The organism is Streptomyces sp. NPDC090499, from assembly GCF_044769305.1.
Taxonomy (GTDB): domain Bacteria; phylum Actinomycetota; class Actinomycetes; order Streptomycetales; family Streptomycetaceae; genus Streptomyces.
On the sequence record NZ_JBIVXP010000009.1, the window covers coordinates 241,686 to 265,923 of the forward strand.

Sequence of the window (24,238 nt, forward strand, 5' to 3'; positions counted from 1 at the left end):
TCTCCTCAGGTCCGTCCGGCGGGTAGCGGCCGGGCGCCGGACGGCGATCCGGTCCCGGCGAGGGCGGCGGCGATCTCCCGGACGTGGGGTTCGGCGACGATCTGGTAGTGGTCGGCGTCGACGCGGTGCAGCGGGTACGGCGCGGGCAGGTACGGGTCCCAGGCGCCGGGTGCGGTCGGTTCGGGCGCGAGCACCGCCTCGGCCACGGGGCGGGCCGCCAGCCACACCGCGGCGGGCGTCCGGTGCAGCCGCGGCAGCCGGTGCCCCGCCATGGCCGCCAGGTTGGCCCGGCAGCAGCGCCCGAGCCGCTCGGCGTAGCGGCGGCCGGACTCCGCGAGGGGGGCCGCGGTGCCCGTGCCGGGTTCGGGGGTGGGGTGGGTCCGTTCGGCGCTGCGGTGGGCTTGTCCGACGGTGCGGTGGGCCTGTTCGGCGGTGCCGTCGGCCCGGTCCGCCGGCCGGTCCGCGCCGTTTCCGCTCAACTCGCGGGCGAAGACGGCCTGTATCTGTTCCTCGTCGTAACCGGCGAGGCGCTGTCCGGCCCCTGGCGGCGGCGGGTCGAGGAGGTGGAGGGCGGTCACGGGCCGGTCCTGGGACTCGGCGAGCACGGCCATCGACAGCGCGGTCCACGCTCCGAACGACCAGCCGGCGAGTGTCAGTTGCCGCTCCGGTTCCGGGAACTCCTGCCGCACGGCGGCCAGATACCGCGCGGCGCGCTCGTCGATGGAGAGGGCGTCCGGCGGTTCGGCGTCGGCGGTGCGCAGTCCGGGGTCGGCGATCAGGCAGACGGTGAGGTCGGCGGGCAGGGCGGAGACCAGGGGCCGGTAGGCCTGGACGTCCCCGCCCACCGGATGCACCAGGCACAGCACCTCCGGCCCCGGGCCGCGTTGCCACACCTCGACGTCCACCGGGCCCTGCGGGCTGGCATCGCCGCCGAGGTGGCCGAGGATCTCCGCGAGGCTCACCCGGTGGCTGAGCCGGGACAGTTCGATGTCGGTGCCGTGCCGGCGTTTGATCTCGTCGAGGAGCTCCAGCAGGGTCAGCGAGTCCGCGCCCAGGTCGTAGAGGGCGGCCTGCGGGTCGACGGTGTCCACGCCGAGCAGGTCCAGGAGGATCCCGGTGATCTCCGCGGTCGCGTCGCTCCGCACGGGAGCCGCGGGGCGGGCGGGGGCCACGGGTTCGTAGAAGTCACGGGCGGCCGTCAGGTCCGTGGTGCCGACCATGAGATGCGGCAGTTGCAGACGGAGCGCCCGCTCGAAGACGGCCGTCCCCTCCTCGGGGGTGAGCGCCACGGTCAGGTGGTCCCGGTGCCGGGCGTCCGCCCGTGCGGCGTGCCGCTCGGCCATGCCGACGCCCCGCCACGCGTCCCAGCCGACGCTCGTGCGTGCCGTGGCGTCGCCGCCGGGCGCGCTGCGGTGGGCACAGGCGTCCAGGCAGGCGTTGGCGGCCGCGTAGTCGAACTGGCCGACACCGCCGAACCGGGCCGCCATCGAGGAGCAGTACAGGACGTAGTCGGGGGCGTGCTCGGCGGCGAGCAGCTCGACCAGCAGCGCGCCGCGCAGCTTGGCGGCCGTGACGGCGCGGGCCGCGCCCGGCTCGCGGCGGGCCAGCAGGCCGCCCGCCGCGGCACCGGCGGCGTGCACGATGCCGGCCAGACCGTCGAGCAGCGGGGCCAGCCGGTCCGCGACGGCCTCGGGATCCTCGGCCGCCAGGTCGGCCGTGACCAGGGTGACGCGATCGCCGAACGGCCGCAGTACGGCAGGCACTTCGGCGCCGCGCGCCACCAGGACGACGCGGTTGCCGGGGTGTCCGAGGAGGCTCGCGGCCAGGGTGGTGCCGATCCCGCCCGTGCCGCCGAGGATCAGATGGGTGCCCGGCGGGGCGGCGGGCCGGGCCGCCTCGCCGACGGGCACCGGCACGGTGGTGCGGCGCCACCAGAAGCCGTCCCGCAACGCAGTCGCCCGGTCGGTGCCGGTGCCGGTGCCGGTGCTGGTGTCGCTGTCGGCGTCGGAGATCGGGTCGTCGAGGAGCAGGTCGGGCAGGTGGGCGGCCCAGCCGGCCGGACGCGGGCCGGGCAGGTCGGCCCAGCGCAGGGTGACGCCCAGTTCCTGCCGGGGGACCTCCAGGGCCGCCGCGAGCAGACCGGCCTCGGGGGTGTGCACGGTCCCCGTGACCGGTTGCGCCCGCTGGGACAGCAGCCAGGCCCGGGGCCGTTCCGCTTCCGGGCGGGCGGCGAGGGCCAGGGCGAGGGCGGCCACCGTGTCGAGGCAGGCCCACTCGGCCGTCTCCAGGGCGGACACGGTCGGGCTGCCGTCGAGGGCGAGCGGAAGCGCGTGCAGCCAGTCGACGGCCGGGCCGTCCGCGCCGCTCAGGCGGTCCAGCAGGGCGGCGAGCTGCCCGGCGTCGGCGACGCCGGCCTCGTAACGGTCGTCCCCGAGCCGGGTCAGGCCCTGTCCGGCGCGCACGGTCACCAAGCGGGCGTAGTGGCGCTCCAGGAACCGCCAGCTCTCGCCGTCCTGCCCGGGACCGATCACCACCACGGCGGTACGACGGGACACCGGTGCGCCGGTGCGGGCCCGCCGCGAGCGGGTCCACAGGGGCTGGTGCAGCCACTTGGCGGCCGGTAGCCGGGACGTACCCGACGGCTCATCGGGAGCGCGGGGAAAGTCGTACTCGGCCGTGTCGAACGCGGGCGGCGGAAAGTCCCAGGGGGCGGGCGCCGGGCCCGACGGCCGCAGGCCGGCGCGGCCGGCCGTCCACGCCTCGACGAGAGCGTGCGGGTCGACGCCCACGTCCGCGTTCACGTCTATGTCCGCGTTCACGTCCACGTTTTCGACCGCGGGCGCGTCGAGCGCCGAGGGCGCGGTGACGGTCGGCAGCGTCCGCAGCCAGGCGACGGCAGAGGCGGCGTCGGGGCAGACGGCCGCCGCGCGGTGGGCGAGGACGGGGCGGCCGGTCCGGAGATGCCGCAGCACCTGGGGGTAGGAGTCGGGAGCGGCCGTGAGGTAGTCGGCGATACGGCGCCCGTCCGCACGGACCGCGGCCTCGGAGGCGCCGGACAGCACCAGGCACGGCAGCGGCTCCGCCGGATCCGGCCCCGGGACCGCCTCTGCCTGCTCCAGCAGCACATGGGCGTTGGTGCCGCCGATGCCGAAACTGCTCACCCCGGCCACCCTGAGCCGGCCGCCCGGCCAGGGCTCGGCGGCGACCGGGATCCGGAACGGGCCGTCGGCGATCTCCGGGTTGAGCCGCCCGAAGTCCACCGTCGGCGGCACGACCCCGTGGTGCACGGCGAGCACCGCCCGCACCAGGCCGACGACGCCCGCCGCCGCGCCCAGGTGCCCGATCTGGCTCTTCACGGACGACAGCGCCACCCGCGCGTCCTCCGCCAGCCCGTACGCCTGCCGCAACGCGGCCGCCTCGACCGGGTCACCGAGCCGGGTACCGGTGCCGTGCGCCTCGACATACCCCACATCGCCGCCACGGCGACCACTGCGGTCCAGCGCCGCACGGATCGCGGCCCGCTGCCCGGACAGCGACGGGGCGCTGTAACCGAGCTTGCCCGAGCCGTCGTTGTTCAGCCCCGAGCCGGTGACGACCGCGTACACCGTGTCGCCGTCCCGGCGGGCCGCCGCCAGCGGCTTGAGGACGACCACACCGCTGCCGCTCGCCCCCACGGTGCCCTCGGCGTCCGCGCTGAACGGCCGGCAGTGCCCGTCGGGCGAGAAGATGTGCTGCGGCCGGTAGGTGTAGCCGTCGGTGAGCTCCGGGTCGACGAGGACCCCGCCGACGAGCATCACGTCGGCGTCGCCCTGCCGCAGCATCCCGGCCGCGATGTGCACCCCGGCGAGCGAACTGGAGCAGGCGGACTGGAGCGTGAACGCCGGTCCGGTGAGCCCGAGATGGTAGGCGGCCTTGGTGGCGAGGAAGTCCTTCTCGTGGTGCAGGGCGAGCCGGAAGGAGTCGGGCAGCAGGTCCGGGTCGCCGTCCCGGAGCATGCGCTGGAAGTAGGTGTTCTCGCCGCAGGAGGCGACCAGGCCGACCCGCAGCCGTGCCGGGTCGCCGATGCCGGCGTGCGCGAGGGCCTCGGCGCAGTTCATCAGCAGTTGGCGCTGCTGGGGGTCCATCAGCCGGGCCTCGTGCGGGCTGACCGTGAACCGGCCCGCGTCGAACGCCAGCAGTCCCGCCGCCTGCGAGCGGGCGCCGACCCGGCCGCCCTCGGCCGCGCCGAAGTGCTCGATGCCGCGCCGGCCCGAGACGACCAGGTCCCAGAACGCGGCCAGGTCGGGCGCGCCCGGCAGCCGTACGGCCATGCCGACGACGGCGACCGGCTCGTCCGCCCGCCGGGCACCGCCGGACGGCTCCGGTCGCCGGGCCGGACCGGGGCGGGAGGCGCCGGACGCCTCCGGATGCCCGGTCGGTGTCTCGCGCGCGGTGCCGCCGTTCGTCACCAGCCGGGCCAGCGCACGCAGGGTGACGTGCTCGAACAGGTCCGGTACGGAGAAGGGGAGATCGCCCTCGCCCGCGCACCGGAGCTGGAAGCGCATCAGGTCCAGGCTGGTGGCCCCGGCGTCGAAGAACCGCTCGTCCACGTCCACGGTCCGCCCGGTCGCCGCCCGGAACAGACCGGCCAGCCGCTGTACGAGCGGCGATGCTCCGGCGTCCGCCCGGTCGCCAGGCCGCGGTTCGCGCCCCGCGCGCAGTTCGTGTCCCGCGCGCGGTTCGCGTCCCGGCGCGGTGAGTGCCGCCCGGCGGTCCAGTTTCCCGCTGGGCGTGCGCGGCAGCTCCGGCACCCGCCGGAAGGCGGCGACCCGGACGTAGGCGGGCAGCAGGCGTGCCAGCCGCCGGGTCAGGTCCGCCGGGTCCGGGTCCTCGCCCCGGCACTGGAGGACGGCGACCAGCCGGCCGTCCAGCACGCCCGCGACCGCGTTGACCACTCCGGGGCACCCGAGCAGCGCGGCCTCCACCTGGCCCAGTTCCAGGCGGTGACCGCCCAGTTTGACCTGGCCGTCGTCGCGCCCGGCGTAGTGCAGCAGGCCGTGCTCGTCGAAGCGGGCGCGGTCCCCGGTGCGGTAGAGGGTGCCCAGCTCGGGGTCGTCGACGAACCGGTCCCGGTACGTGGCGGGGGCGCCCAGGTAGCACCGGCCCGCCATGGGACCGCCGATGAGGAGGTCGCCCGTCACGCCCGGCGGCACCGGCAGCCCGCCCTCGTCGACGACCCGCAGCACGGCCCCCGCCACCGGGCGCCCGATCGCGGGGCGCGCCGGCCAGCGGGCCGGGTCGCCCGCCAGGCACAGGGCGCTGACGACATGGGTCTCGGTCGGGCCGTAGTGGTTGAAGAGACGGGCGCCGTCCGGCAGCCCCGCGAACCAGCGCCGGATGGCGTCCGTGCACACCAGCTGCTCACCGGCGGTGACGACGTCCCGCAGCCGGGACGGGAACATCCCCGTCCGCACGCCGTGTTCCGCGAGCAGCTGCAACGCCACGTACGGCAGGAAGATCCGCTCCGCCCCGCCCGACTCCAACTGCCGCAGCAGCGCGGGCATGTCCTGCCGCCAGACCGGTCTCACCAGACGCAGTTCGCCGCCGGAGCAGAGGGTGGTGAGGATCTCCTGGAAGGAGACGTCGAAGGAGAGCATGGAGAACTGCTGGGTGACGGCGGGCCGTTCGAGTCCTCCTGCCACCCGCTGCCAGGTGAGCAGATCGCACAGGGTCCGGTCCGGGACCTGGACGCCCTTGGGGGTGCCGGTGGAGCCCGACGTGAACAGGGTGTAGAGCGGCCGGAGCCCGCGGTGCCGGTACGGCACGGGCGGCGCGGTGGGCGTGCGGGTGAGGGTGACGACGTGCCGGGGCAGGTCCGGCGGGGCGATCGTGGCGAGGACGTCGAGGTCCTGGGCGCCGGTCAGCACGCACAGCGGGGCCGCGTGGTCCAGGACGTGACGCAGCAGCGCCGGCGGGTAGGCGGGGTCGAGGGGGACGACGGTCAGGTTGCGGCGGGCCGCCGCGAGCAGGGCGACGACGTGCTCGACGGACGGCTGGAGGTAAAGGGCCACGGAAGCCGGGGCGGCGGGATCCGCGGGCACGCTCAGGAGCGACGCCAACTCGTTGGCCTGGGCGTCGAGTTCGGCGTACGTGAGGGTGGTGTGGCCGAGGGTGACGGCGGGCGCGTCCGGGGTGCGGGCCACCTGGCGGGCGAAGCCCTCGGCCACCGTCGTGAAGTCCGCTGCGACGGGGGTGCCGTGGGCCGTCGCCGCCGTGCGGTGCGGGGCGACGAGTTCGCGCAGGGCGAGGTCGCCGCTGCCGTCGCCGGTCAGCAGGTCCAGGGCCCGCCGGAACAACCGGGCGACGGCTGCCACCCGTTCGGCGCCGAAGTCGTCCCGGTACTCCCACAGACAGCCGAACCCCGACTCGTCCTCCACCACCGACAGCGTCAGCGCGCACTTGGCGTCCGCGGGCTCGGGCCAGCGGGGCTCGACCGAGCAGCCCGGCAGACGCAGCGCGGAGAACTCCGTGTTCTCCAGCACGAACATGTAGTCGAAGAGCGGGGAGCGCTCCCGGAACGCCGGGTCGGTGAGCACGTCGGCGAGGAGGACCTCCTGCCCTTCCAGGACCCGGCGCACGGTGTCGGCGTGCGCGGTGAGGTGGGTGCGCAGCGAGTCGCCGGGCCGTAGGGCCAGGTCGAGGAGCACGGTGTTCGCGAACATGCCGACGCTCTCGGCGAACTCGGGGCGCGGCCGGTTCGCCACCGGAGCGGCGACGAGCGGCCGGGCCTGCCCGGTCACGCCGTACAGGCACGCGGCGAACGCCGACACCAGCAACTGGAACCTGGTCAGGCCGAGTTCCCCGGCGCGCCGGTCCAGCGCGGCACGGCGGACCAGGTCGAGGGAGGTGCGCAGCAGCCCCGCCCGCGGCCGGGCGGTCCGGGAGCCGGACCGGGGCGCGGGCAGGGCCGGGGACGGTTCCGGCGCGTCGGCGTAGTGGTCGCGCAGGCCGGTGCGGTGACGTTCGTAGGCGGGCGTCGCGCGCCAGTCGCGCTGCCAGCGCGCGAGATCAAGAACGCCCGCGGCCGGGGCCGGACGTGCTACGTCGCCCGCGTAGGCGTCGGCCAGATCGCGGAAGAGGAGATTGAGCGACCAGCCGTCCACGGCCGCGTGGTGCAGATGCAGCAGCAGCAGACCGCCGTCGGCCCGCTCCGCCCAGGTGGCCCGCAGCAGACGCGGCCCGGTCAGGTCGAAGCGGTGGGCGAAGAAGCGGTCGGCGGTCTCCCGCCAGGGCTCCCCCTCGCGGGCGTCCGGCGGCTGCCAGGGGTCGTACGGCGCCTCGGTCCGCTGGAGCAGGCCGTCCGGGGCGGGCACCAGCCGGGTGCGCAGGGCGGCGTGCCGCTCCACCACCGAGCGCAGCGCCCGGCGCAGCGCCCGCAGGTCGACGGCGCCCCGGACCCGGAACGCGAGCGGCACGTCGTAGGAACGGTCCCCGGGGTCGCGCCGGTGCAGGAGGAAGAGCCGTTCCTGTTCGCTGGTGGCGGGCGCGGTCGTGGTGTCAGGGGCCGGGGGCACCGGCGGACGGGGATCCGCCCCGGCGGAGCGCACGGCGTCCGCGAGGGCGGCGAAGTCGGCCCGCAGCACCAGGTCCTGGGCGATGTCGACGCCGTACCGCTCCAGGATCTCGAAGCGGAACCGCAGCGCCTTGAGGGAGTCGCCGCCGCTCGCGATCCAGCGGTCGTCGGGGCGCAGGCCGCCGACGGTGAGGATCTCCTCGGCGAGTTCCAGGACGGGACGCTGCTCCGCGCTGACGGCCACCGCGTCCGCACGGCTGCCGCGCCACGGCAGGGACGCGTCGCGCACCAGTGCCGCCTCGTCGACCTTGCCGTTGGCGGTCAGCGGGAGTTCCGTGACGAGGTGGGTGTGGTGGGGGCGCATGTACGGCGGCAGCGCGCTGCCGAGGTGACGTTCGTAGTCGGGGAAGGAGAGGCCGTCGCCGAGGACGAGGAAGGCCAGCAGCTCGTGGCGGTCGGCCGTGTCGCGCCGGGTGCAGACGTGGGCGCGGCGCACGGCGGGCAGAGCCAGGATCCGCTGCTCCACCTCGCCCGGTTCGATGCGGAAACCGCGCACCTTGACCTGCCGGTCGGCGCGCCCGACGTAGACCACCCGCCCGTCGGCGTCCCGGCGTACCAGGTCACCGGTCCGGTACCAGCGGCGCGGGATGCCGTCCTCGTCGGCGAGTTGGACGAAGCAACGCGCGGTCAGTTCCGGCAGGTTGCGGTAGCCGGTCGCCAACGCGGGGCCGCAGAGCAGGAGTTCGGCCACCTCGCCGTCCTCCGCGGTGCGCCCGTCCGGAGTGCGCAGCAGCAGCCCGGTCCCCGGCAGCGCGGTGCCGATCGGGATCGCGTCGCCGTCGAAGTCCCGGGGGATCGGGTGGCACAGGGCGAACGTCGTGGCCTCCGTCGGCCCGTACACGTTGTGCAGGACCGTCCGGGCCTGCGGGTTGGCCTCGTACCAGGCGCGGATCGCCCGCGGGTCGAGTCGTTCACCGCCGACGAGGACCTGGTCGGCCGCGGCGAAACAGCCGGGGACCTTGTCGACGACCGTGTTGAAGAGCGCGACCGTGATGAACACGGTGTCGACCCGGCGCTCGCGCAGTACGGATGCGAGCCGGTGCGGGCTGTGCACCTCGGAGTCGTCCAGTACGACGCAGACGCCGCCGGTGAGCAGCGGTGCCCAGACCTCGAAACTGAGCGCGTCGAAGGCCGGATTGGACATGCACGCGTAGCGGGCGCCGGGTCGCGGATCGAGCCAGCCGGGCCGGGCCAGCCGCAGCACCCCCGCGTCGGTGACCTCGACGCCCTTGGGGCGGCCGGTGCTGCCGGAGGTGTAGAAGACGAAGGCCGTGGTGTCGGACCCGGCGGGTACGGTCGTGGTCGTGGTCGGAGTGGAGGCGGGCGACGTGACGGTCGCGGTCGGGGGCGCGGTCGGGGCGAGGAGCAGGTCGGCGTCGATCCCGTGGGCGTGCCCGGTCGTACCGTCGTGGACGACCGCGACGGCGCCCGAGTCGTCGAGGATGTGCCGTTGCCGGTCGGGCGGGCTGAGCCGGTCGAGGGGGACGACGGTGGCCCCCGCGCGGCGGATGCCGAGCATGACGCAGACCAGTTGCCAGGAGCGGGGCAGGCAGACCGCGACGGACTGCCCGGCCGCCACACCCCGTTCGCGCAGCCGCGCGGCGACCCGGCCGCTGAGCAGGTCGAGTTCCGCGTAGTCGAGCAGCCGGTCACCGTCCTCGACGGCCACGGCGGAGGGCGTGCGGCACGCCTGGGCGAGCACGGCTTCGACGAGCCCGGTCTCGGTGGATCCGGTCCCGACCGGCTTGGTCTCGGCGGGTCCGGTCCCGACCGGCTTGGTCTCGGCGGGTCCGGTCCCGACCGGCTTGGTCTCGGCGGGTCCGGTCCCGACCGGCTTGGTCTCGGTGGATTCGGTCCCGACCGGCTTGGTCTCGGCGGGTCCGGTCCCGACCGGCTCGGTCTCGACCGGCTCGGTCTCGGTCGGCTCGGTCTCGGCCGGTCCGGAAGGCGGGGTGCGGTCGGTCATCGCGGGTCTCCCGCCGGTACGGCGACGGAGCGCGCCGCGGGTGCGGACCGCCCCTCGTGATGGGCGAGTTCGGCGGCGAGCAGCGCGGCGACCCGGACGGTCTCGGCACCCTCCAGGATCTCCCAGTGGTCGCAGGTCATCGTCTCGACCCGGAACTCGCCCTGCGCACGCCGCCGCCAGAACGCGCGGACCTCGGCATGGAAGGCGGTGTCGGCGCCCTCCGGCACCGCCTCGGCGAGGACCAGCCGAGTCGGGGAGGAGGCCGGGACGTGTGCGCGGGCGGTGAGCCGGTTGTGGTTGTAGATCCGGAAGTAGCGGTCCACCTGGGCGTCGTCGATGCCGGGGTACATGCCGTTGAAGCGCACGAGCTTGTCCCGGAACTCCGCCGGGTCGACGGCGGTGATCGCCGCGCGGGCCTCGGTGTCGTCCGTCGCCTGCGTGTCGAGCAGGACCACGCTCACGTCGCCGCGTCCGGTGGTGCCGAGCAGTCGGCCCATCTCGTGGGCGACGAGTCCGCCGTAGGAGAGCCCGGTCAGCACGAGCGGGCCCGCGCCGAGGGGTTCGAGGAGGCGCAGATAGGCCTCGGCCATGGCCTCCACGCTGGGCAGCACCTCCTCGCCCGGGTTCACGCCGGGGGACTGGATGCCGTACAGGCCGGTGTGTGCGGGCAGGTGGGCGGCGAGAGGCAGGTAGCAGAAGGCGGTGCCGCCGGCCGGGTGGACGCAGACCACCCGGGGGCCGGTGCCCCGGCGGAACTCGATCAGGCTGCCCGGCGCACGGTCTGCGCCGTCCTCGCGCAGCAGCGCCGCCAGGGACTCGATCGTCGGCCGCACCATGACCTCGGCGACCGGCAGCCGGCGGCCGAACGCCTCGGTGACCTCGTGGGCCATCTTGATGGCGGACAGCGAGGTGCCGCCGACGTCGAAGAAGTTGTCGCTCACGCCGATCGAGGGGTGGAGCAGCACGCCCTGCCATATGCGGTACAGGGCGTGTTCCACGTGGTCGCGCGGGCTCGCCGTGTTGACCTGGTCGTTCGTCTGATCGTGGACGAGGCGCAGCAGGGCGGCGCGGTCGAGTTTGCCGCTGCGGCCCAGCGGCAGGGACTCCAGGTCGAGGACGACGGCGGGGACCATGTAGTCCGGCAGGCTGCGGGCGAGCGCGGTGCGCCAGTCGGCGCCGGCGCGGGCCGGGGCGGCGCCCCGGCCGACGGCGGCCACCAGCCGGGACCGGCCCGCCGGGTCCTGGTCGGCGAGGACGACGGCCTCGCGGACGCCGGGCAGCCGCGTCAGCGCCGCCGCTATCTCGCCCGGCTCGATGCGGAAGCCGCGCAGCTTCACCTGGTCGTCGGCGCGGCCCGCGTAGTGGAGCAGGCCGTCGTCGCCCCAGCGGGCCAGGTCGCCGGTGCGGTAGACGCGGGCGCCGGGCACGAACGGGTCCGGCAGGAAGCGTTCCTCGGTGAGGTCGGGGCGGCCCAGATAGCCACGGGAGAGGCCCGCCCCGCCGAGGTGGATCTCGCCGACGACACCGGGCGGCACCGGCTGCATCCGGGCGTCCAGGACATAGCAGCGGGTGCCGGGCAGCGGACGGCCGATGGGGCACGGGCGGTCCAGCGGGCGGGGCTCGTAGTGGGCGGTGCTGAAGAGGGTCGCCTCGGTGGGGCCGTAGCCGAAGCAGACCCGCAGGCCGGGCAGGCGTTCGGCCATGCGGTGCAGGGCGGCCTCGGTCAGCGACTCGACCCCGGTCAGCAGCTTGCGCAGGCGCAGGCCGCGCAGCCGCCGGTCCGGGTCCTCGTCGGCCCACTTGACGTAGGCGGGTGGCAGAAAGGCCTGCACGATCTCGTGCGCACCCAGCCAGGCGAAGAACTCCTCGGGGTCGCCGCGGAGTTCCTCGGGGACGATGTGCAGGGCACCGCCGGTGGTGAGGGGCAGCAGGAGTTCGTGGACGGAGGCGTCGAAGCCGATGCTGGACCAGGCCGAGCCCGCCTCGCCGGGTACGGTGCCCATCCGGTCGTGCCAGACCGAGAAGAGGTTGAGGACGCTGCGGTGCTCGACGGCGACGCCCTTGGGCCGCCCCGTGGACCCCGAAGTGAAGATCACGTACGCGAGCTGGTCCGGAGTCCGCGGGATCCCGGCCGGCGGCCCGTCGACGCCCGGCGAGACCTCGGCCGTCCCTTCGGCCGTTCCCCCGGCAGTCCCGTCGGCCGTCTCCTCGGCCGTTCCCGCGGCCTCGACCGTGCCGAGGTCGAGCCAGTCCGGCGGCCGGTCCGCACCGCGGTGGTCGCTGAGGACCACGGGGCACGCGGCGTCCTCGACCATGGCGGCCAGCCGGTCCCGGGGCTGCCCCGGGTCGAGCGGGAGGTAGGCGGCACCCGCCTTGAGAATGCCGAGGACGCCGACCGCCAGGTCGCAGGTGCGGCGCGCGTGCAGCCCGACGACGTCGCCCGGCCGGACGGCACGGGCGACGAGGGCGTGCGCGAGCCGGTTGGCACGCCGGTCGAGCGTCGCGTAGTCCAGGGTCCGCTCGCGGTCGGTGACGGCGGTGGCGGCCGGGTGCGCGCGGGCCCGGTCCTCGAAGAGTGCGGTGAGGCCGGACGCCGTGCGCAGGGCGGTCGCGGTCGCGTCGGAGGGGACGCGGGCTTCGTCCGGCTCCTGCGTGGCGTCGCCCGCGCCGATCAGTTCAAGCCGCTCGCGCGGGTCCATCAACTCCAGGGTGTCGACGGAGCGGTGCGGGTGCCGGGCCATGTCGGTGAGCAGATGGCGGAGGTGCCCGGCCCAGCGTTCGGCCGTGGCGGGGTCCAGCAGCGCGGTCGCGTAATCGAGGTGTCCGGTGACGCGGCCCTCCGACTCGGTCGCCGACAGGGCGAGGTCGAACTTGGCCGGGGCGTGGGAGATCGGCAGCGGCGCGGCCTCGACCCCGGGCAGCTTCAGCAGGTCGTGCCGGTCCGGCACCCAGGCCAGCATGGTCTGGAACAACGGGGTGTGGGCCGCGCTGCGGGGCGGGTTGACCACCTCGACGATCCGCTCGAACGGCAGGTCCTGGTGGGCCAGGGCGCCGCGGACCACCGCCCGGGTCCGGGTCAGCGCCTCGGCCGCGGTCGGGGATCCGGACAGGTCGACGCGCAACGGCAGCGAGTTGACGAGGAAGCCGATGAGCCCGGCGGTCCCGGGGCCGCGGCGGCCCGCGACCGGGCTGCCGACAACGATGTCCTGTTGCCCGGAGAGCCGGGACAACAGCACGGCCCAGCCGGTCAGCACCGCCACGAACAAGGTGGCGCCGTGTTCCCGGGCGAGGCCCCGCAACGCGGCCGTGACCTCCGCGTCCAGCTCGAATGCGACGCGACCGCCGTCGTAGCCCTGCTCGGCGGGCCGCGGTCCCGGCAGCGGCAGTTCGAGGACGGGCGGGGCGTCGGCCAATGCGTCCTTCCAGTAGGCCTCTTGAGCGCCGAGGGCACCGCCGAGCACGGACTCCCGCTGGGCGTCCGCGTAGTCCGCGTACTGGAGCCGCGGCTCCGGCAGCGCGTCCGGCACGCCCGCCGCCAACGCCGCGTAGAGGACGGCGACTTCCCTCATCATCACGTTCATCGAGGCGCCGTCGTAGATGCTGTGATGAAACGTCAGCAGGAGCACGTGACGTGCGGTGCCGAGGGCGAGCAGCCTGCCCCGCCAGAGCGGACCCGCCGCCAGGTCGAACTCCCGTGTCGCCTCTTCCCGTTGACACGCGGCCACGCGCCCGTCGGGGTCGGTCGCGGAGCCGAGGTCCTCGACCTCCAGGGTGGTGCCCGAGCCCGGCGGGTCGATGTGCTGGCACACTCCGCCCGCTTCCGCCACCAGCCGGGTCCGCAGCGTCTCGTGCCGGTCGGTCAGCGCGGCGAAGGCGGCGGCCAGGATGTCCCGGTCGAGCGGCCCGGTGAGCAGGAAGGCGAGGGTCTCGTTGTAGGCGGTGCTCCCGCCCGGGAGCTGGGCCAGGAACCACAGCCGCTGCTGGGCGAAGGAGGCGGGCCGGATCCGGTGGGCCGGGTCGGTGGGGGTGGGGCGGGGAGTGTTCTGCACCGGCAAGGCCTGGCCTTCCTGTCGGGGGACGGGACCGGGGTGACGGAACAACGGAACAGGGGCGCGGCGGACGACGGCATCGCGCGAAGTGCCGTAAGGGGTGAGGGAGGGGGATGCGTAGATATCGGCGGGTGGGGGAGGACCGACGGGGGATACGCGTGGTGCAGCTGCGCACGCTGAGGCGTCAGCTGTGCGGAGTTTCTGAGGGGGCTCCGTGACTTAGCTGTGATCATCAGTCACGCGTTGAGGGCATGTCAACACTTGACATTCCAGCGGGAGTTCACCTTGCCGGGCGTTGTCCCGGGCGTCCTCGGTGTCCCGGCAGGCCCGGCAGGCCCGGACGCGGACCAGCGGACGTTCCCGCGCGCGTCACCGTCTGCGGTACTGGTGGACCTGGTGCAGCGCGGACCGACCGGGCCGGAGACCTGGGAGGGGAGCCCTCTGGTTCGGCCCGGTGCCGCTGCCCGGACTGTCGTCGTACGGCACGAACCCGCGCTGCCGCGGGCATCCCGTGGACGCAGGCACCGGCCGACGCCGAGGGCCGCGGCCGGTGTAGCGGGCTACACCACGGGTCCGGGAGCGCGCTCCCTCGTGGCCGGGCCGGGGCGACGGGATCGTGGTCGGCAGAGATCCCCGGGGCGGTCCAGCCCCTCGCCCCTCGTCCTAAGGAATGCCCGATGGCCGCCAAGTCGCCGCTCGCCACCGTCAAGTCGTTCTTCGCCGATCTGCTGCTCTGGTCCTGCTTCGTGGCGGGCCTGGCCGCCGCCATGGGCGGCGCGGGTGCGGTTCTCGACGGCACCGCGAAGAACGCGGCGACCCTCGCCGGTATCGCCGTCTCGCTGCTGACCGGCAGCCGCATCGCGAAGAAGCCGAGGATCAAGGCGTTCCTTTCGACCCGGCCGGTGCTGTGGTTCCTGTTCCTGTTCAACGGCGGTGTGGCCGCGGTCGCGTACTTCACCGTGGACGGTGCGAAGGGCATCGCCACCGCCGCCGGGATGGGCCTGGTGGCCCTGGGCGCGGCGGGCGGTCTGGTGTCGGGCCGCCGCAGGTCCGGCGGCGACCGGGCCCAGGACGACTCGACCGGAACCTCGGCCACCGGCTGGTAGGCCACGACCGTCATCGGCCGGCAGGCCACGACCGTCACCGGCTGGTACGCCACGCCCCTCACCGGCCGGTGGGCCACGCCCTGGTCGCCCCGGGGCGGACCCCGGTCTTCCCCCACCCCTCTCGGGCCCGGATCCGACCCCTGGATCCGGGCCCTTGCCGTGCGGGTCCCGCCGACATGGTGGAGCGGGCTACACCACAGGTCCGGGAGGGAGCTCCCTCGTCGCCCGCGGCGCCCCGCGAAAGGGTGGGACACGGAGCGCCGGACGTGCCCTAGGCACCCCGGTCCGACCAGGTCGGGCCGGTGCCGGTGCCGGTACCCGCTCCCTTCGCCCGTGTCGAATGTTCCGAATTCCCGTCGTGGAGGCTCCTCCGTCATGGCAACTGTCCTTTATCACCTGGGCCGTGCGGCCTTCCGCCGGCGATGGTTCGTCACCGTCCTGTGGGTCGCCGTCCTGGGCGCCGTGGGATTCGCCGCCGCCAAGGCGCCCACAGCCGCCGACGAGGGCTTCACGATGCCCGGGATCGAGTCCCAGAAGGCGTTCGACCTGCTGGAACAGCGCTTCCCGGGGACTGCGGCCGACGGGGCGAGCGCCAGGATCGTGTTCATCGCCCCGAGCGGCGAGAAGGTCACCGCGACCGCCCACAAGAAGGCCGTCGAGAAGCTCGTCGACGAGGCCGCCGCCGGCTCCCAGGTGGCCGGCGCCGTGGATCCCTTCCAGGCGAAGGCGGTCAGCAAGGACGGCAGGACCGCGTATGCGACCGTCTCCTTCACGGCGAAGGCCGACGACCTCTCCGACGCGAGCAAGCAGCACCTGGAACGGGCCGTCGACCAGGCCAGGGACGCGGGTCTGACCGTCGAGGTCGGCGGCGACGCGCTCGCGACGCAGCCCGCGGCGGGCGGCAGCGCCGAGGCGATCGGCATCGCGGTCGCCGCCCTCGTCCTGCTGGTCACGTTCGGCTCGCTGGCCGCCGCCGGTCTCCCCCTGATCGCCGCGATCATCGGCGTCGCCGCCAGCATGACCGGCATCATGGCCCTGTCCGGGACCTTCGGCCTGTCGGAGAACACCGGCACCCTCGCCACCATGCTCGGCCTGGCCTGCGGCATCGACTACGCCCTGTTCGTCGTCTCCCGCTACCGCGAGGAGCGCGCCAAGGGCCACGCACCCCGGGAAGCGGTCGGCCTGGCGGTCGGCACGGCGGGCTCCGCGGTCGTGTTCGCCGGCCTCACCGTCGTCATCGCGCTGGCCGGGCTCTCGGTGGTCGGCATCCCGATGCTCACCAAGATGGGCCTGGCCGCCGCCGGCGCGGTGCTCGTCTCGGTGCTGATCTGCCTGACCCTGGTCCCGGCGATCCTCGGCTTCTGGCCGAACGCGGTGCTCGCGCGCGGCGCCCGCCGCAACTCCCGGCGCCACCGCAGGAAGCAGCTGAAGACCGAGAACGGCGGCTCGCGCTGGGCCAAGGCCGTCGTACGGCTGCCCCTGCCCGTGCTGCTGCTCGGCGTGGTCGGCCTCGGTGCGGTCGCCACCCCCGTCCTCGACCTTCAGCTCGGCATGCCCGGCGACGAGGCCAAGCCCACCTCCACCACCGAGCGGCGCGCCTACGACGCGCTCGCCGACGGGTTCGGTCCCGGCTTCAACGGGCCCCTGACCATCGTCGTCGACGCGAAGGGGGCCGACGACGCCACGTCGGCGGTGGCGGCGGTCGCGAAGGACATCGGAGCCACCGAGGGCGTCGTCTCCGTGTCGCCGGCCCGCTTCAACAAGGCGGGGGACACCGCGGTCTTCGCCGCCACCCCGGCCACCAGCCCGACCGACGAGAAGACCAAGGACCTGGTCAGGACCATTCGCGGGGAACGCTCCGGCATCGAACGGGACGCGGGGGTGTCCTACGAGGTGACCGGCAAGACCGCGCTGGACATCGACGTCGCGCAGAAGGTGCAGGACTCGCTGGTCCCGTACCTCGCGGTGGTGGTCGGCCTGGCGGTCGTGCTCCTGCTGCTGGTCTTCCGTTCGCTGCTGGTGCCGCTCAAGGCCGCCTTCGGCTTCCTGCTCTCCGTCCTCGCGGCCCTCGGCGCCGTCGTCGCGGTCTTCCAGCAGGGTCACGGCGCCTCGCTGCTGGGCGTGGAGTCCACCGGCCCGATCATGAGCATGATGCCGATCTTCCTGGTGGGCATCGTCTTCGGACTGGCCATGGACTACGAGGTGTTCCTGGTCTCCCGGATGCGGGAGGCGTACGTCCACGGCGAGGCACCCAAGCAGGCCGTCGTCTCCGGCTTCCGGCACAGTGCCCGGGTGGTGGTGGCCGCCGCGCTGATCATGACGGCGGTGTTCTCCGGGTTCATCGGCGCCGGTGAGTCGATGATCAAGATGATCGGTTTCGGGCTCGCCATCGCCGTCCTCTTCGACGCCTTCGTCGTCCGGATGGCCATCGTGCCGGCCATCCTCGCCCTGCTCGGCCACAAGGCCTGGTACCTGCCGAAGTGGCTGGCCCGGGTGCTGCCGGACATCGACGTCGAGGGCGAGAGGCTCAGCCGCAAGGTGCCGGCCCCGGCCGCCGAGCCCGCCCCGGCCACCCCGGCCGCCGAGTCCGCTTCGGGCGTCCCGGCCGAACCGAGCGAGGCGGAGCCCGCCGCGGCCCGCTGAGAACGCGGAAGGGGCCGCCCCGTCCTGGGCGGCCCCTCCTGCTGTCGCGTTCTGCTGTCGCGTTCCGCTGTCGAGTCCCGCTCAGGCCTGCGGCGTGTGGGCCAGGTAGGCGAGGACGGCCAGCACCCGCCGGTGGCCGCTGTCGCTCGGCGGCAGGTTGAGCTTGAGGAAGACGTTGCCGATGTGCTTGTGCACCGCGCGCTCGGTGACGACGAGCGTCCCGGCGATGGTCGCGTTGTCATGGCCCTCGGCCATCAGCCCCAGCACCTCGCGCTCACGCGGTGTGAGCGAGTCGATCGGCGAGTCCTTACGGCGGGTGAGGAGCTCGGTGACGACCTCGGGGTCCAGCGCGGTGCCGCCGGCGGCCACCCGCTCCAGCGCGTCGAGGAACTCGTCGACCCGGCCGATCCGGTCCTTGAGCAGATACCCGATGCCGCTGGTCCCGCCGCCCAGCAGCTCACTGGCGTACGACTCCTCGACGTACTGCGAGAGCACCAGCACCGGCAGCCCGGGGATCCGCTCCCTGGCCTCCAGCGCCGCCCGCAGCCCCTCGTCGCGGAAGCCCGGGGGCATCCGCACGTCGAGCACGGCCACGTCCGGGCGGTGCTCCAGGAGCGCAGGCATGATCTCGGGCCCGCTCCCGGCGACGGCCACCACCTCGTGCCCGGCCGAGGTCAGCAGCAGGACCAGGCCCTCCCGCAGGAGGGCGTTGTCCTCGGCGATCACCACACGCACGGCAACTCCACTTCGATCACGGTCGGTCCTCCGACCGGGCTGGACACTTCCATGGTTCCGTCGAGCGCGGCGACCCGCCGCCGCATACCGAGCAGCCCCGAGCCGCCGGTCTCGTCGGCGCCGCCGCACCCCTCGTCGCGGACCCGCACCCTGAGCCCGCGGCGGACTCGGACGAGCCGCACCTCGGCACGGGACACCCCGCTGTACTTGGCGACGTTGGTCAGCGACTCGGCCACCGCGAAGTAGGCGGCCGCCTCCACCGCCGCGGGCGCCCGCACCCCCTGGTCCAGGCCGCCGTCGTCCACCGCAACGTCGAGGCCGCTGCCCGCCGCCAGCGCCCGCACGGCGCCGGCCAGACCGCGGTCGCTCAGGATCGGCGGATGAATGCCGCGCACGACCTGCCGCAGCTCCGTGAGCGCCTTCTCGGCCTGCTCCTGGGCCTCGTCGAGGAGCCGCCGGCCGGTCTCCGGATCACCGCCGTAGGCGCGCCGGGCGAGCCCGATGCGCATGGACAGCGCCACCAGCTGCGCCTGCGCCCCGTCGTGCAGGTCCCGCTCGATCCGGCGCAGCTCCGCCTCGTGCGCGGCGATGGCATCGGCTCGGGTCGCGGCCAGTTCCTCGACCCGCGCCGTCAGCTGTGCCTGCGGGGACGGCTTGAGCAGCGCGGTCGACCAGTCGGCCTCCAGGTCCGCGAGCCGCACGATCAGCGGCAGCACGACCGCCTCGCGGCGCAGCAGCCCGCACCACACCCCGTCGACGACCAGCCCCACCGGCCACAGCGGCACGGCGAGGGCGAGCAGCGCGCCGTAGAACCAGTACGCGACCATCCAGCGCGCGTCGGTCCGGGTGCCGGGATCCCGTACGGCCTTCACCACCCGCTCGCGCACCGTCCCGGTCAGCGGCCGGTACACCTCCGGGATCCTCACCCCGGTCCAGGCGGCGGTCAGGCTCCGCTTGGCCCCCGCGATCCGCCGGATCAGCAGCACCGTCTCGGGCAGCAGCCAGACGCCGACGACCGTCAGCGTGCCGATCGCGGTGATCAGCAGGACGGTGACGAAGATCCACATGCCGAAGGCCATCGCGGCGGCCAGGAAGAGATGGGCCGTGGCCCACGCGGCACGCCGCACCGTTTTCCACATGGGACGAAACTAGATGTTTTGCTTGACTCACGCAAGTTTCTGATAGGGTGTGTGTCCGCGTCACCATGAGAGGGACCTGCCGTGCGAGCGAACCTGGAGGAGCGGCCGTCGCCGCCACCGTCGCGCAGCGGCGGACGGGACGTCCTGATCGTCGGCCATGACTCCACCGAGACCGATCTGCTGACGACCACGCTGGAACTGGCCGGCTACCGCGTCGCGGGTGTGGCGGGCACCGGCGCCGAGGGCGTCGAACGGATCACGCGCCGCCGTTTCGACCTGGTCGTCTGGGACGCCACGCTGCCGGACCTGAAAGAGGTCGCCCGGGGCCGCCGCGTCGGGCCCGAGGACCGCCCGCCGCTGCTCTACCTGATCACCTGCGAGTACCTGTACACCCTCCTGCCCGTGCTGGGCCGCGGCCGGGAGGACTACGTCACCAAACCCGTCCGCACCACCGAGGTCCTGGCCCGGGCCCAGCTCCTGCTGCGCGGCGCCGAGCGGGAGGGCCGCCCGGGGGAGCTCGGCTACGGCGACCTCGTCCTCGACGACACCGCCTGCGAGGCCCGGCGCGGCAGCAGGCCGCTGGATCTGAGCCCCGCCGAGTACCGGCTGCTGCGCCACCTGCTCGCCAACGCCGGACGCGTGCTGTCCAAGGAGCAGATCGGCAGGTACGTCTGGGGCGAGTTCCGGGCGACCGACGCCATCGAGAAGCTCGTCTCCCGCCTCCGGCACAAGGTCGACCGGGGCGAGCCCGCACTGATCCACACCCGGCGCGGCTTCGGCTACTGGCTGGGACGCCCGCGCGACTGAGCCGCGGGCCGGAGCACCGGCTCCGAGTATCGACCCCGATGCGGGTGACGGCCGTCACGTCCGGTAATTGTCGGGAAGTCGTCCGGGAGGTGTCGGACCGTCCCGTTTGCATGCGGGTACGGAGCCAGATCCCGATGCACCAGGAGACACCATGACCGGCAGCCTCAGGCCCGCGGACCAGTTCCACATCGGCATCGTCGCCGAGGACTTCGACGCCACGAAGAAGCAGCTCTCGGAGCACTTCGGGTTCGACTGGTCCGAGGACATGGGCGGGCCCGTCGACGTCCGGCTGGCCGACGGCGAGACGGCCGTCGACTTCCGGTGCGCCTACGCCCGGTCGAACGGCGCCGGGACCCGGCTGGAGATCGTCCGGAAGGTGCCCGGGACCTTCTGGCAGCCGACGGACGGCTCCGGCGTCCACCACCTCGGCTACTGGTCCGACGACGTCGCGGCCGACGTCGCCGCACTCGAACGGCACGGCTACGTGACCGAGGCGACCCGCAAGGGCCCCGACGGCGCCCTGTTCTTCGCCTTCCTGCGCAGCGCCGGCGAGACGGGCTTCCGGGTCGAGCTGGTCAGCAGGACCGCCCAGCCGGCGATGGAACGGGCCTGGGCCCGGTAGTCGCACGCCCGCGGGGGCCGGGTCGGCCCTGCCGAGCACATCCGTCACGGTGCCGACACCACGGCACCGACATCACCCCTGTCACCCCTTTCACCTTTCCCTTTCACCCTTCTCGTCGACGCCACCAAGGAGCGGGACATGACGACCGTAGGAATAGTCACCGGAGCCGGACGCGGCATGGGAGAGGCCTGTGCGCGGCGGCTCGCCGGCACGGTGGACGTGCTGCTGCTCGTCGACCGGGACGCGGACAGCGCGGAGACCGTCGCGAAGAGCCTCGACGACCCGGCGGGGCGCACCCGGGCCGAGTCGTTCGGCCTCGACGTCACCGACCGCGAGGGCCTGGCCCGGCTCGCCGCACGGGTCGCCGAACTCGGCATGCTGCGCGCCGTCGCCCACGCGGCCGGCATCTCGCCCACCATGGCCGACTGGCGCCGCATCTTCGAGGTCGACCTCATCGGCACGGCCCTGCTCGCCGAGGCGCTCCGCCCGCTCGCCACCGACGGCACCGCGCACGTCTACTTCTCCTCGATGTCCCCCCTGCTCGCCCGCGTCGACAGTCCGGATCCGGCCATCGGCGCGATCCTGGACGAGCCGCTGCGCGAGGACTTCCTCGACCGGATCCGCGAGGCCGTCGGACCGGACCTCGAACAGTCCACCCTGGCCTACCCGTGGGCCAAGCACGGTGTCGCCCGGTTCGCCCGCAAGGAGGCCGTACGGCTCGGCCCCGTCGGCGCCCGCGTGTGCTCGCTCGCCCCGGGCATCATCGACACCCCGCAGGGCAGGCAGGAGGCGGCCAAGCAGTCGTCCATGCAGAATCTCGTCGACGCGACGCCGCTCGGCCGCACCGGCAGCTCGGAAGAGGTCGCGGACGTCGTCGCCTTCATGCTGTCGGACCGGGCGAGCTTCCTGAACGGCGTCGACATCCTCGTCGACGGCGGTGTCTACGCGGCCGTCCGCGACCGCTGACGCAGTCCCGGGCCCGGTTCGGGAGTCCCCTTCCCGCGCGACGCCGGAGTCGGGCCGGGGCACGGGCCGTCGCCCGCCCTGCCGTCGCCCGCCCGGCCGATGTGCGGACCCGGCGGACCGCGCCTCACGAGCGGTGCGAGGATGTCGGCTGACGGCACGGGCCCGCACGGCCGCCCGCCGTCGGCAGGTGGCAGGTGGCCGGGGTCGGGGCCGAGGGAGGGGAGCGCGGATGAAGCCGCCACGGGGCGACACGGCGGTCTGTACGGGACCCGCCCGGCCGTCGGGCCGGCCGCGCGCCACCTCACGGGCCGCGCTCGAACGGCTGGGCTTCGAACTGTTCGCCGAGCGTGGCTTCGACAACACCACGGTCGACGGCATCGCCGCCGCCGCGGGCATCGGGCGGCGCACCTTCTTCCGTTACTTCGCCTCCAAGAACGACCTCGTGTGGGGCGACTTCGAGGAACAGCTGACCAGGCTCGACGCCCTGCTCACGGCGGCCGACGCCAAGACGCCGATGATGGACGCGCTGCGCGAGGCGGTCGTCGAGTTCAACCGGTTCGACCCGGAGATGGTGCCCTGGCACCGGCAGCGCATGACCCTCATCCTGCGCGTGCCGACGCTCCAGGCGGACTCGGCCGTGCGGTACGCGTCGTGGCGGGCCCTCGTCACCGGGTTCGCCGCCCGGCGACTGGGCCGCCCCGCGTCCGACCTGCTGCCCCGACTGGTCGGCAGCACCACCCTGGCCGCGTGCGTCACCGCGTACGAGCAGTGGCTGGCCGACGAGGACGCCGACCTGGGCGAACTGCTGGACCTGGCCGTGCGGCAACTCGCGGACGGGTACCGGGACCTGCACGGATAGCCGCCGCCCGCCGCACGGCCCCGCAGCCCCGCAGGACCCTGGTCAGGTCAGGTCAGGCCGCGCCGCAGTGCGTCCGCGACGACCTCGCCGACGAGGACGGCGGTGGCCGCCGGGCCCCTGAGCGGCGGCGTCGGCAGGATGGACGTGTCCGCGACGCGCAGGCCGGCGACACCGTGCACCGCGCCGAAGCCGTCGACGGCGGCCCGGGGATCCCCGGCGGGGCCCATCGGAACCGTGCCGCAGGTGTGGTGGGACGTGCCCAGGTGCCCGAGGATCCACTCGTCGAGCAGGCGGTCGTCGCCCAGCACCCCGGCCCTCGGCGCCGCGAGCCCCGCGGAGACCTCCGCGAAGTCGGTCGTGGCGACCAACTCGGCCGTGGCACGGACCACTTCACGCATCCGCCGCCGGTCCGCCGCCGTCGACAGGTAGCCGTAGTCGAAGTCCGGGGGCGTCGCGGGGTCGGCGGAACGGGTGCGCATCCGGCCCGTCAGCCGCGGGGTCTGGACGGAGGCGAGGAACGCGAGCGGGGCGCCGGGCACGGTCGCCCGGCCGCCGGTCAGACCGGCCGCCGGGACGAGGGACTGCAGGATCTCCAGGTCGCCCGGGTGCGCCCCGTCCGACGAGGAGAGGTGCAGCGCGCCGCCGAGCCAGGAGCCGACGGGCGCCGGCAACGGCCGCCGCGGTGCCCACTCCAGCACCACCTGCGGATGGTCGCCGAACCGCGCCCCGACGGCCGGGGCGTCCCTGACGACGGGAACGCCCAGCGGCTCCAGCAGGCGGCGCGGTCCGATACCCGACAGGTGCAGCAGGTGCGGGGAGCGCAACGCCCCGGCGCAGAGCACCACTTCACCGCCGTACACCGTGCCGCGGTGCCCCTCCCGCTCGACCACCACGCCGGTCGCACGACCGCGTTCGACGACGACCCTGAGGACCGTACTGTCCCCCTCCACACGGAGGTTGGGGCGTCCGGACGCCGCCGACAGGTAGCCGATGGCCGTGTTGAGGCGAACCCCGTCCACGACGTTGCACGGGACCGGGCCGAAGCCCGGCGCGCCCTGGGCGTTCTTGTCCGGCTCGGCCGGGAGGCCCAGCCGCCGGGCTGCCGCCCGGAACGCCGCGGTGGCGGGATGGCCGAGCCCGGTACGCCGGACGCGCACCGGCCCCCGGTCGCCGTGCAGCGCACTGCCGCCCATGTCGAGGTCGGTCTCCAGCGCACGGAGGAACGGCAGCATCCGGTCGTAGGACCACACCGGCCCGGCCGCGGCCGACCAGCGGTCGAAGTCCTCCCGCCGGGCCCGGACGAAGTAGCCGCCGTTGACGGTCGTCGAGCCGCCGAGGACGCGTCCCCGCACGACCGTGTACGGGCGTCGGGGAGTGAGGTGAACGGCGTACGGCTGGACGGCGGGGTGTCCGGGCTGGGCGCCGGGCACGAGCCGGGCGTCCAGCAACTCCGGTGCGAACGCGGCCGGACGGGACGGCACCGGTCCGGCCTCCAGCAGCAGCACCCTGCGGCCGGGATCCTCGCTGAGCCGCGCCGCGAGCGCGGCGCCGCTGCCGCCGGCCCCGACCACTATGACGTCCGGCCGTGGCACCGGCGTCCGCCCCGCGTCCAGGGGTGACGGAGCGTCAAGTATCCGTGGGGTCATGGTCGTCCGAGTCCTCTTCGAAGCTCTGTGCCTCCGGCGTCTTCACTTTCGGCACCCGGTGTCATTATTCTCCGGATGTCCGATGGGA

At 74.5% G+C, this 24,238-nt stretch carries 11 protein-coding genes; 6 read left to right on the forward strand and 5 right to left on the reverse strand.

The features are described 5' to 3' along the window. Positions 1–5 precede the first annotated feature (5 nt). Both ACIQVL_RS30775 and ACIQVL_RS30780 read right to left on the reverse strand, forming a co-directional pair. Positions 6–9,578 (reverse strand): amino acid adenylation domain-containing protein, encoded by a 9,573-nt coding sequence (locus tag ACIQVL_RS30775; RefSeq protein WP_403476945.1) that lies wholly within the window; start codon positions 9,576–9,578, stop codon positions 6–8. Then, positions 9,575–13,633 carry an amino acid adenylation domain-containing protein gene (locus ACIQVL_RS30780; protein WP_403476946.1) on the reverse strand — a complete coding sequence of 1,353 codons (4,059 nt, stop codon included), beginning with the start codon at positions 13,631–13,633 and terminating at the stop codon, positions 9,575–9,577. Before ACIQVL_RS30780 ends, ACIQVL_RS30775 begins: the two co-directional genes overlap by 4 nt. A 671-nt stretch (positions 13,634–14,304) precedes the next feature. On the opposite strand from ACIQVL_RS30780, the gene ACIQVL_RS30785 reads away from it, so the two are divergent. Continuing rightward, complete coding sequence (locus tag ACIQVL_RS30785; protein WP_403438899.1) at positions 14,305–14,733, forward strand: hypothetical protein; 429 nt, start codon at positions 14,305–14,307, stop codon at positions 14,731–14,733. Positions 14,734–15,108: 375 nt separating this feature from the next. Continuing rightward, positions 15,109–17,376, forward strand: a complete 2,268-nt coding sequence (locus ACIQVL_RS30790) for an MMPL family transporter (RefSeq protein WP_403476947.1) — start codon at positions 15,109–15,111, stop codon at positions 17,374–17,376. 81 nt (positions 17,377–17,457) lie between these two features. Here the strand turns inward: ACIQVL_RS30790 and ACIQVL_RS30795 are convergent, their stop codons facing one another. Together ACIQVL_RS30795 and ACIQVL_RS30800 are read right to left on the reverse strand one after the other, a co-directional pair. Beyond that, on the reverse strand, positions 17,458–18,111 hold the full coding sequence (locus ACIQVL_RS30795) for a response regulator (protein WP_403476948.1): 654 nt from the start codon (positions 18,109–18,111) through the stop codon (positions 17,458–17,460). Then, a complete protein-coding gene (locus tag ACIQVL_RS30800) occupies positions 18,099–19,250 on the reverse strand; it encodes a histidine kinase (RefSeq protein WP_403476949.1) in 1,152 nt (383 codons plus the stop codon). The genes ACIQVL_RS30795 and ACIQVL_RS30800 overlap by 13 nt, the downstream gene beginning before the upstream one ends. Before the next feature lie 81 nt (positions 19,251–19,331). Here ACIQVL_RS30800 and ACIQVL_RS30805 point away from each other — a divergent pair, with 81 nt between their 5' ends. From ACIQVL_RS30805 to mftR, 4 genes are all read left to right on the forward strand, one after another. After that, the gene (locus ACIQVL_RS30805) at positions 19,332–20,057 is read left to right on the forward strand and encodes a response regulator transcription factor (RefSeq protein WP_403476950.1); all 726 of its coding nucleotides are present in this window, start codon (positions 19,332–19,334) and stop codon (positions 20,055–20,057) included. Positions 20,058–20,208: 151 nt separating this feature from the next. Then, positions 20,209–20,679, forward strand: coding sequence for a VOC family protein (locus ACIQVL_RS30810; protein ID WP_403476951.1), 471 nt, complete (start codon positions 20,209–20,211; stop codon positions 20,677–20,679). Between the two features lie 138 nt (positions 20,680–20,817). Further along, positions 20,818–21,645, forward strand: a complete 828-nt coding sequence (locus ACIQVL_RS30815; protein ID WP_403476952.1) for an SDR family oxidoreductase — start codon at positions 20,818–20,820, stop codon at positions 21,643–21,645. A gap of 229 nt (positions 21,646–21,874) precedes the next feature. Further along, complete coding sequence (gene mftR, locus ACIQVL_RS30820) at positions 21,875–22,504, forward strand: mycofactocin system transcriptional regulator (RefSeq protein ID WP_403476953.1); 630 nt, start codon at positions 21,875–21,877, stop codon at positions 22,502–22,504. 47 nt (positions 22,505–22,551) lie between these two features. Here the strand turns inward: mftR and mftG are convergent, their stop codons facing one another. Continuing rightward, positions 22,552–24,150, reverse strand: coding sequence for a mycofactocin system GMC family oxidoreductase MftG (mftG, locus tag ACIQVL_RS30825; RefSeq protein WP_403476954.1), 1,599 nt, complete (start codon positions 24,148–24,150; stop codon positions 22,552–22,554). Between the last annotated feature and the right edge of the window lie 88 nt (positions 24,151–24,238).

What these genes read in the sequence shown, in the direction of transcription:
- ACIQVL_RS30810 (WP_403476951.1), top strand. Translation starts at nt 20,209, where the DNA reads ATGACCGGCAGCCTCAGGCCCGCGGACCAGTTCCACATCGGCATCGTC.
- ACIQVL_RS30800 (WP_403476949.1), bottom strand. Translation starts at nt 19,250, where the DNA reads ATGTGGAAAACGGTGCGGCGTGCCGCGTGGGCCACGGCCCATCTCTTC.
- ACIQVL_RS30815 (WP_403476952.1), top strand. Translation starts at nt 20,818, where the DNA reads ATGACGACCGTAGGAATAGTCACCGGAGCCGGACGCGGCATGGGAGAG.
- mftG (WP_403476954.1), bottom strand. Translation starts at nt 24,150, where the DNA reads ATGACCCCACGGATACTTGACGCTCCGTCACCCCTGGACGCGGGGCGG.
- ACIQVL_RS30785 (WP_403438899.1), top strand. Translation starts at nt 14,305, where the DNA reads ATGGCCGCCAAGTCGCCGCTCGCCACCGTCAAGTCGTTCTTCGCCGAT.
- ACIQVL_RS30775 (WP_403476945.1), bottom strand. Translation starts at nt 9,578, where the DNA reads ATGACCGACCGCACCCCGCCTTCCGGACCGGCCGAGACCGAGCCGACC.
- mftR (WP_403476953.1), top strand. Translation starts at nt 21,875, where the DNA reads ATGAAGCCGCCACGGGGCGACACGGCGGTCTGTACGGGACCCGCCCGG.
- ACIQVL_RS30790 (WP_403476947.1), top strand. Translation starts at nt 15,109, where the DNA reads ATGGCAACTGTCCTTTATCACCTGGGCCGTGCGGCCTTCCGCCGGCGA.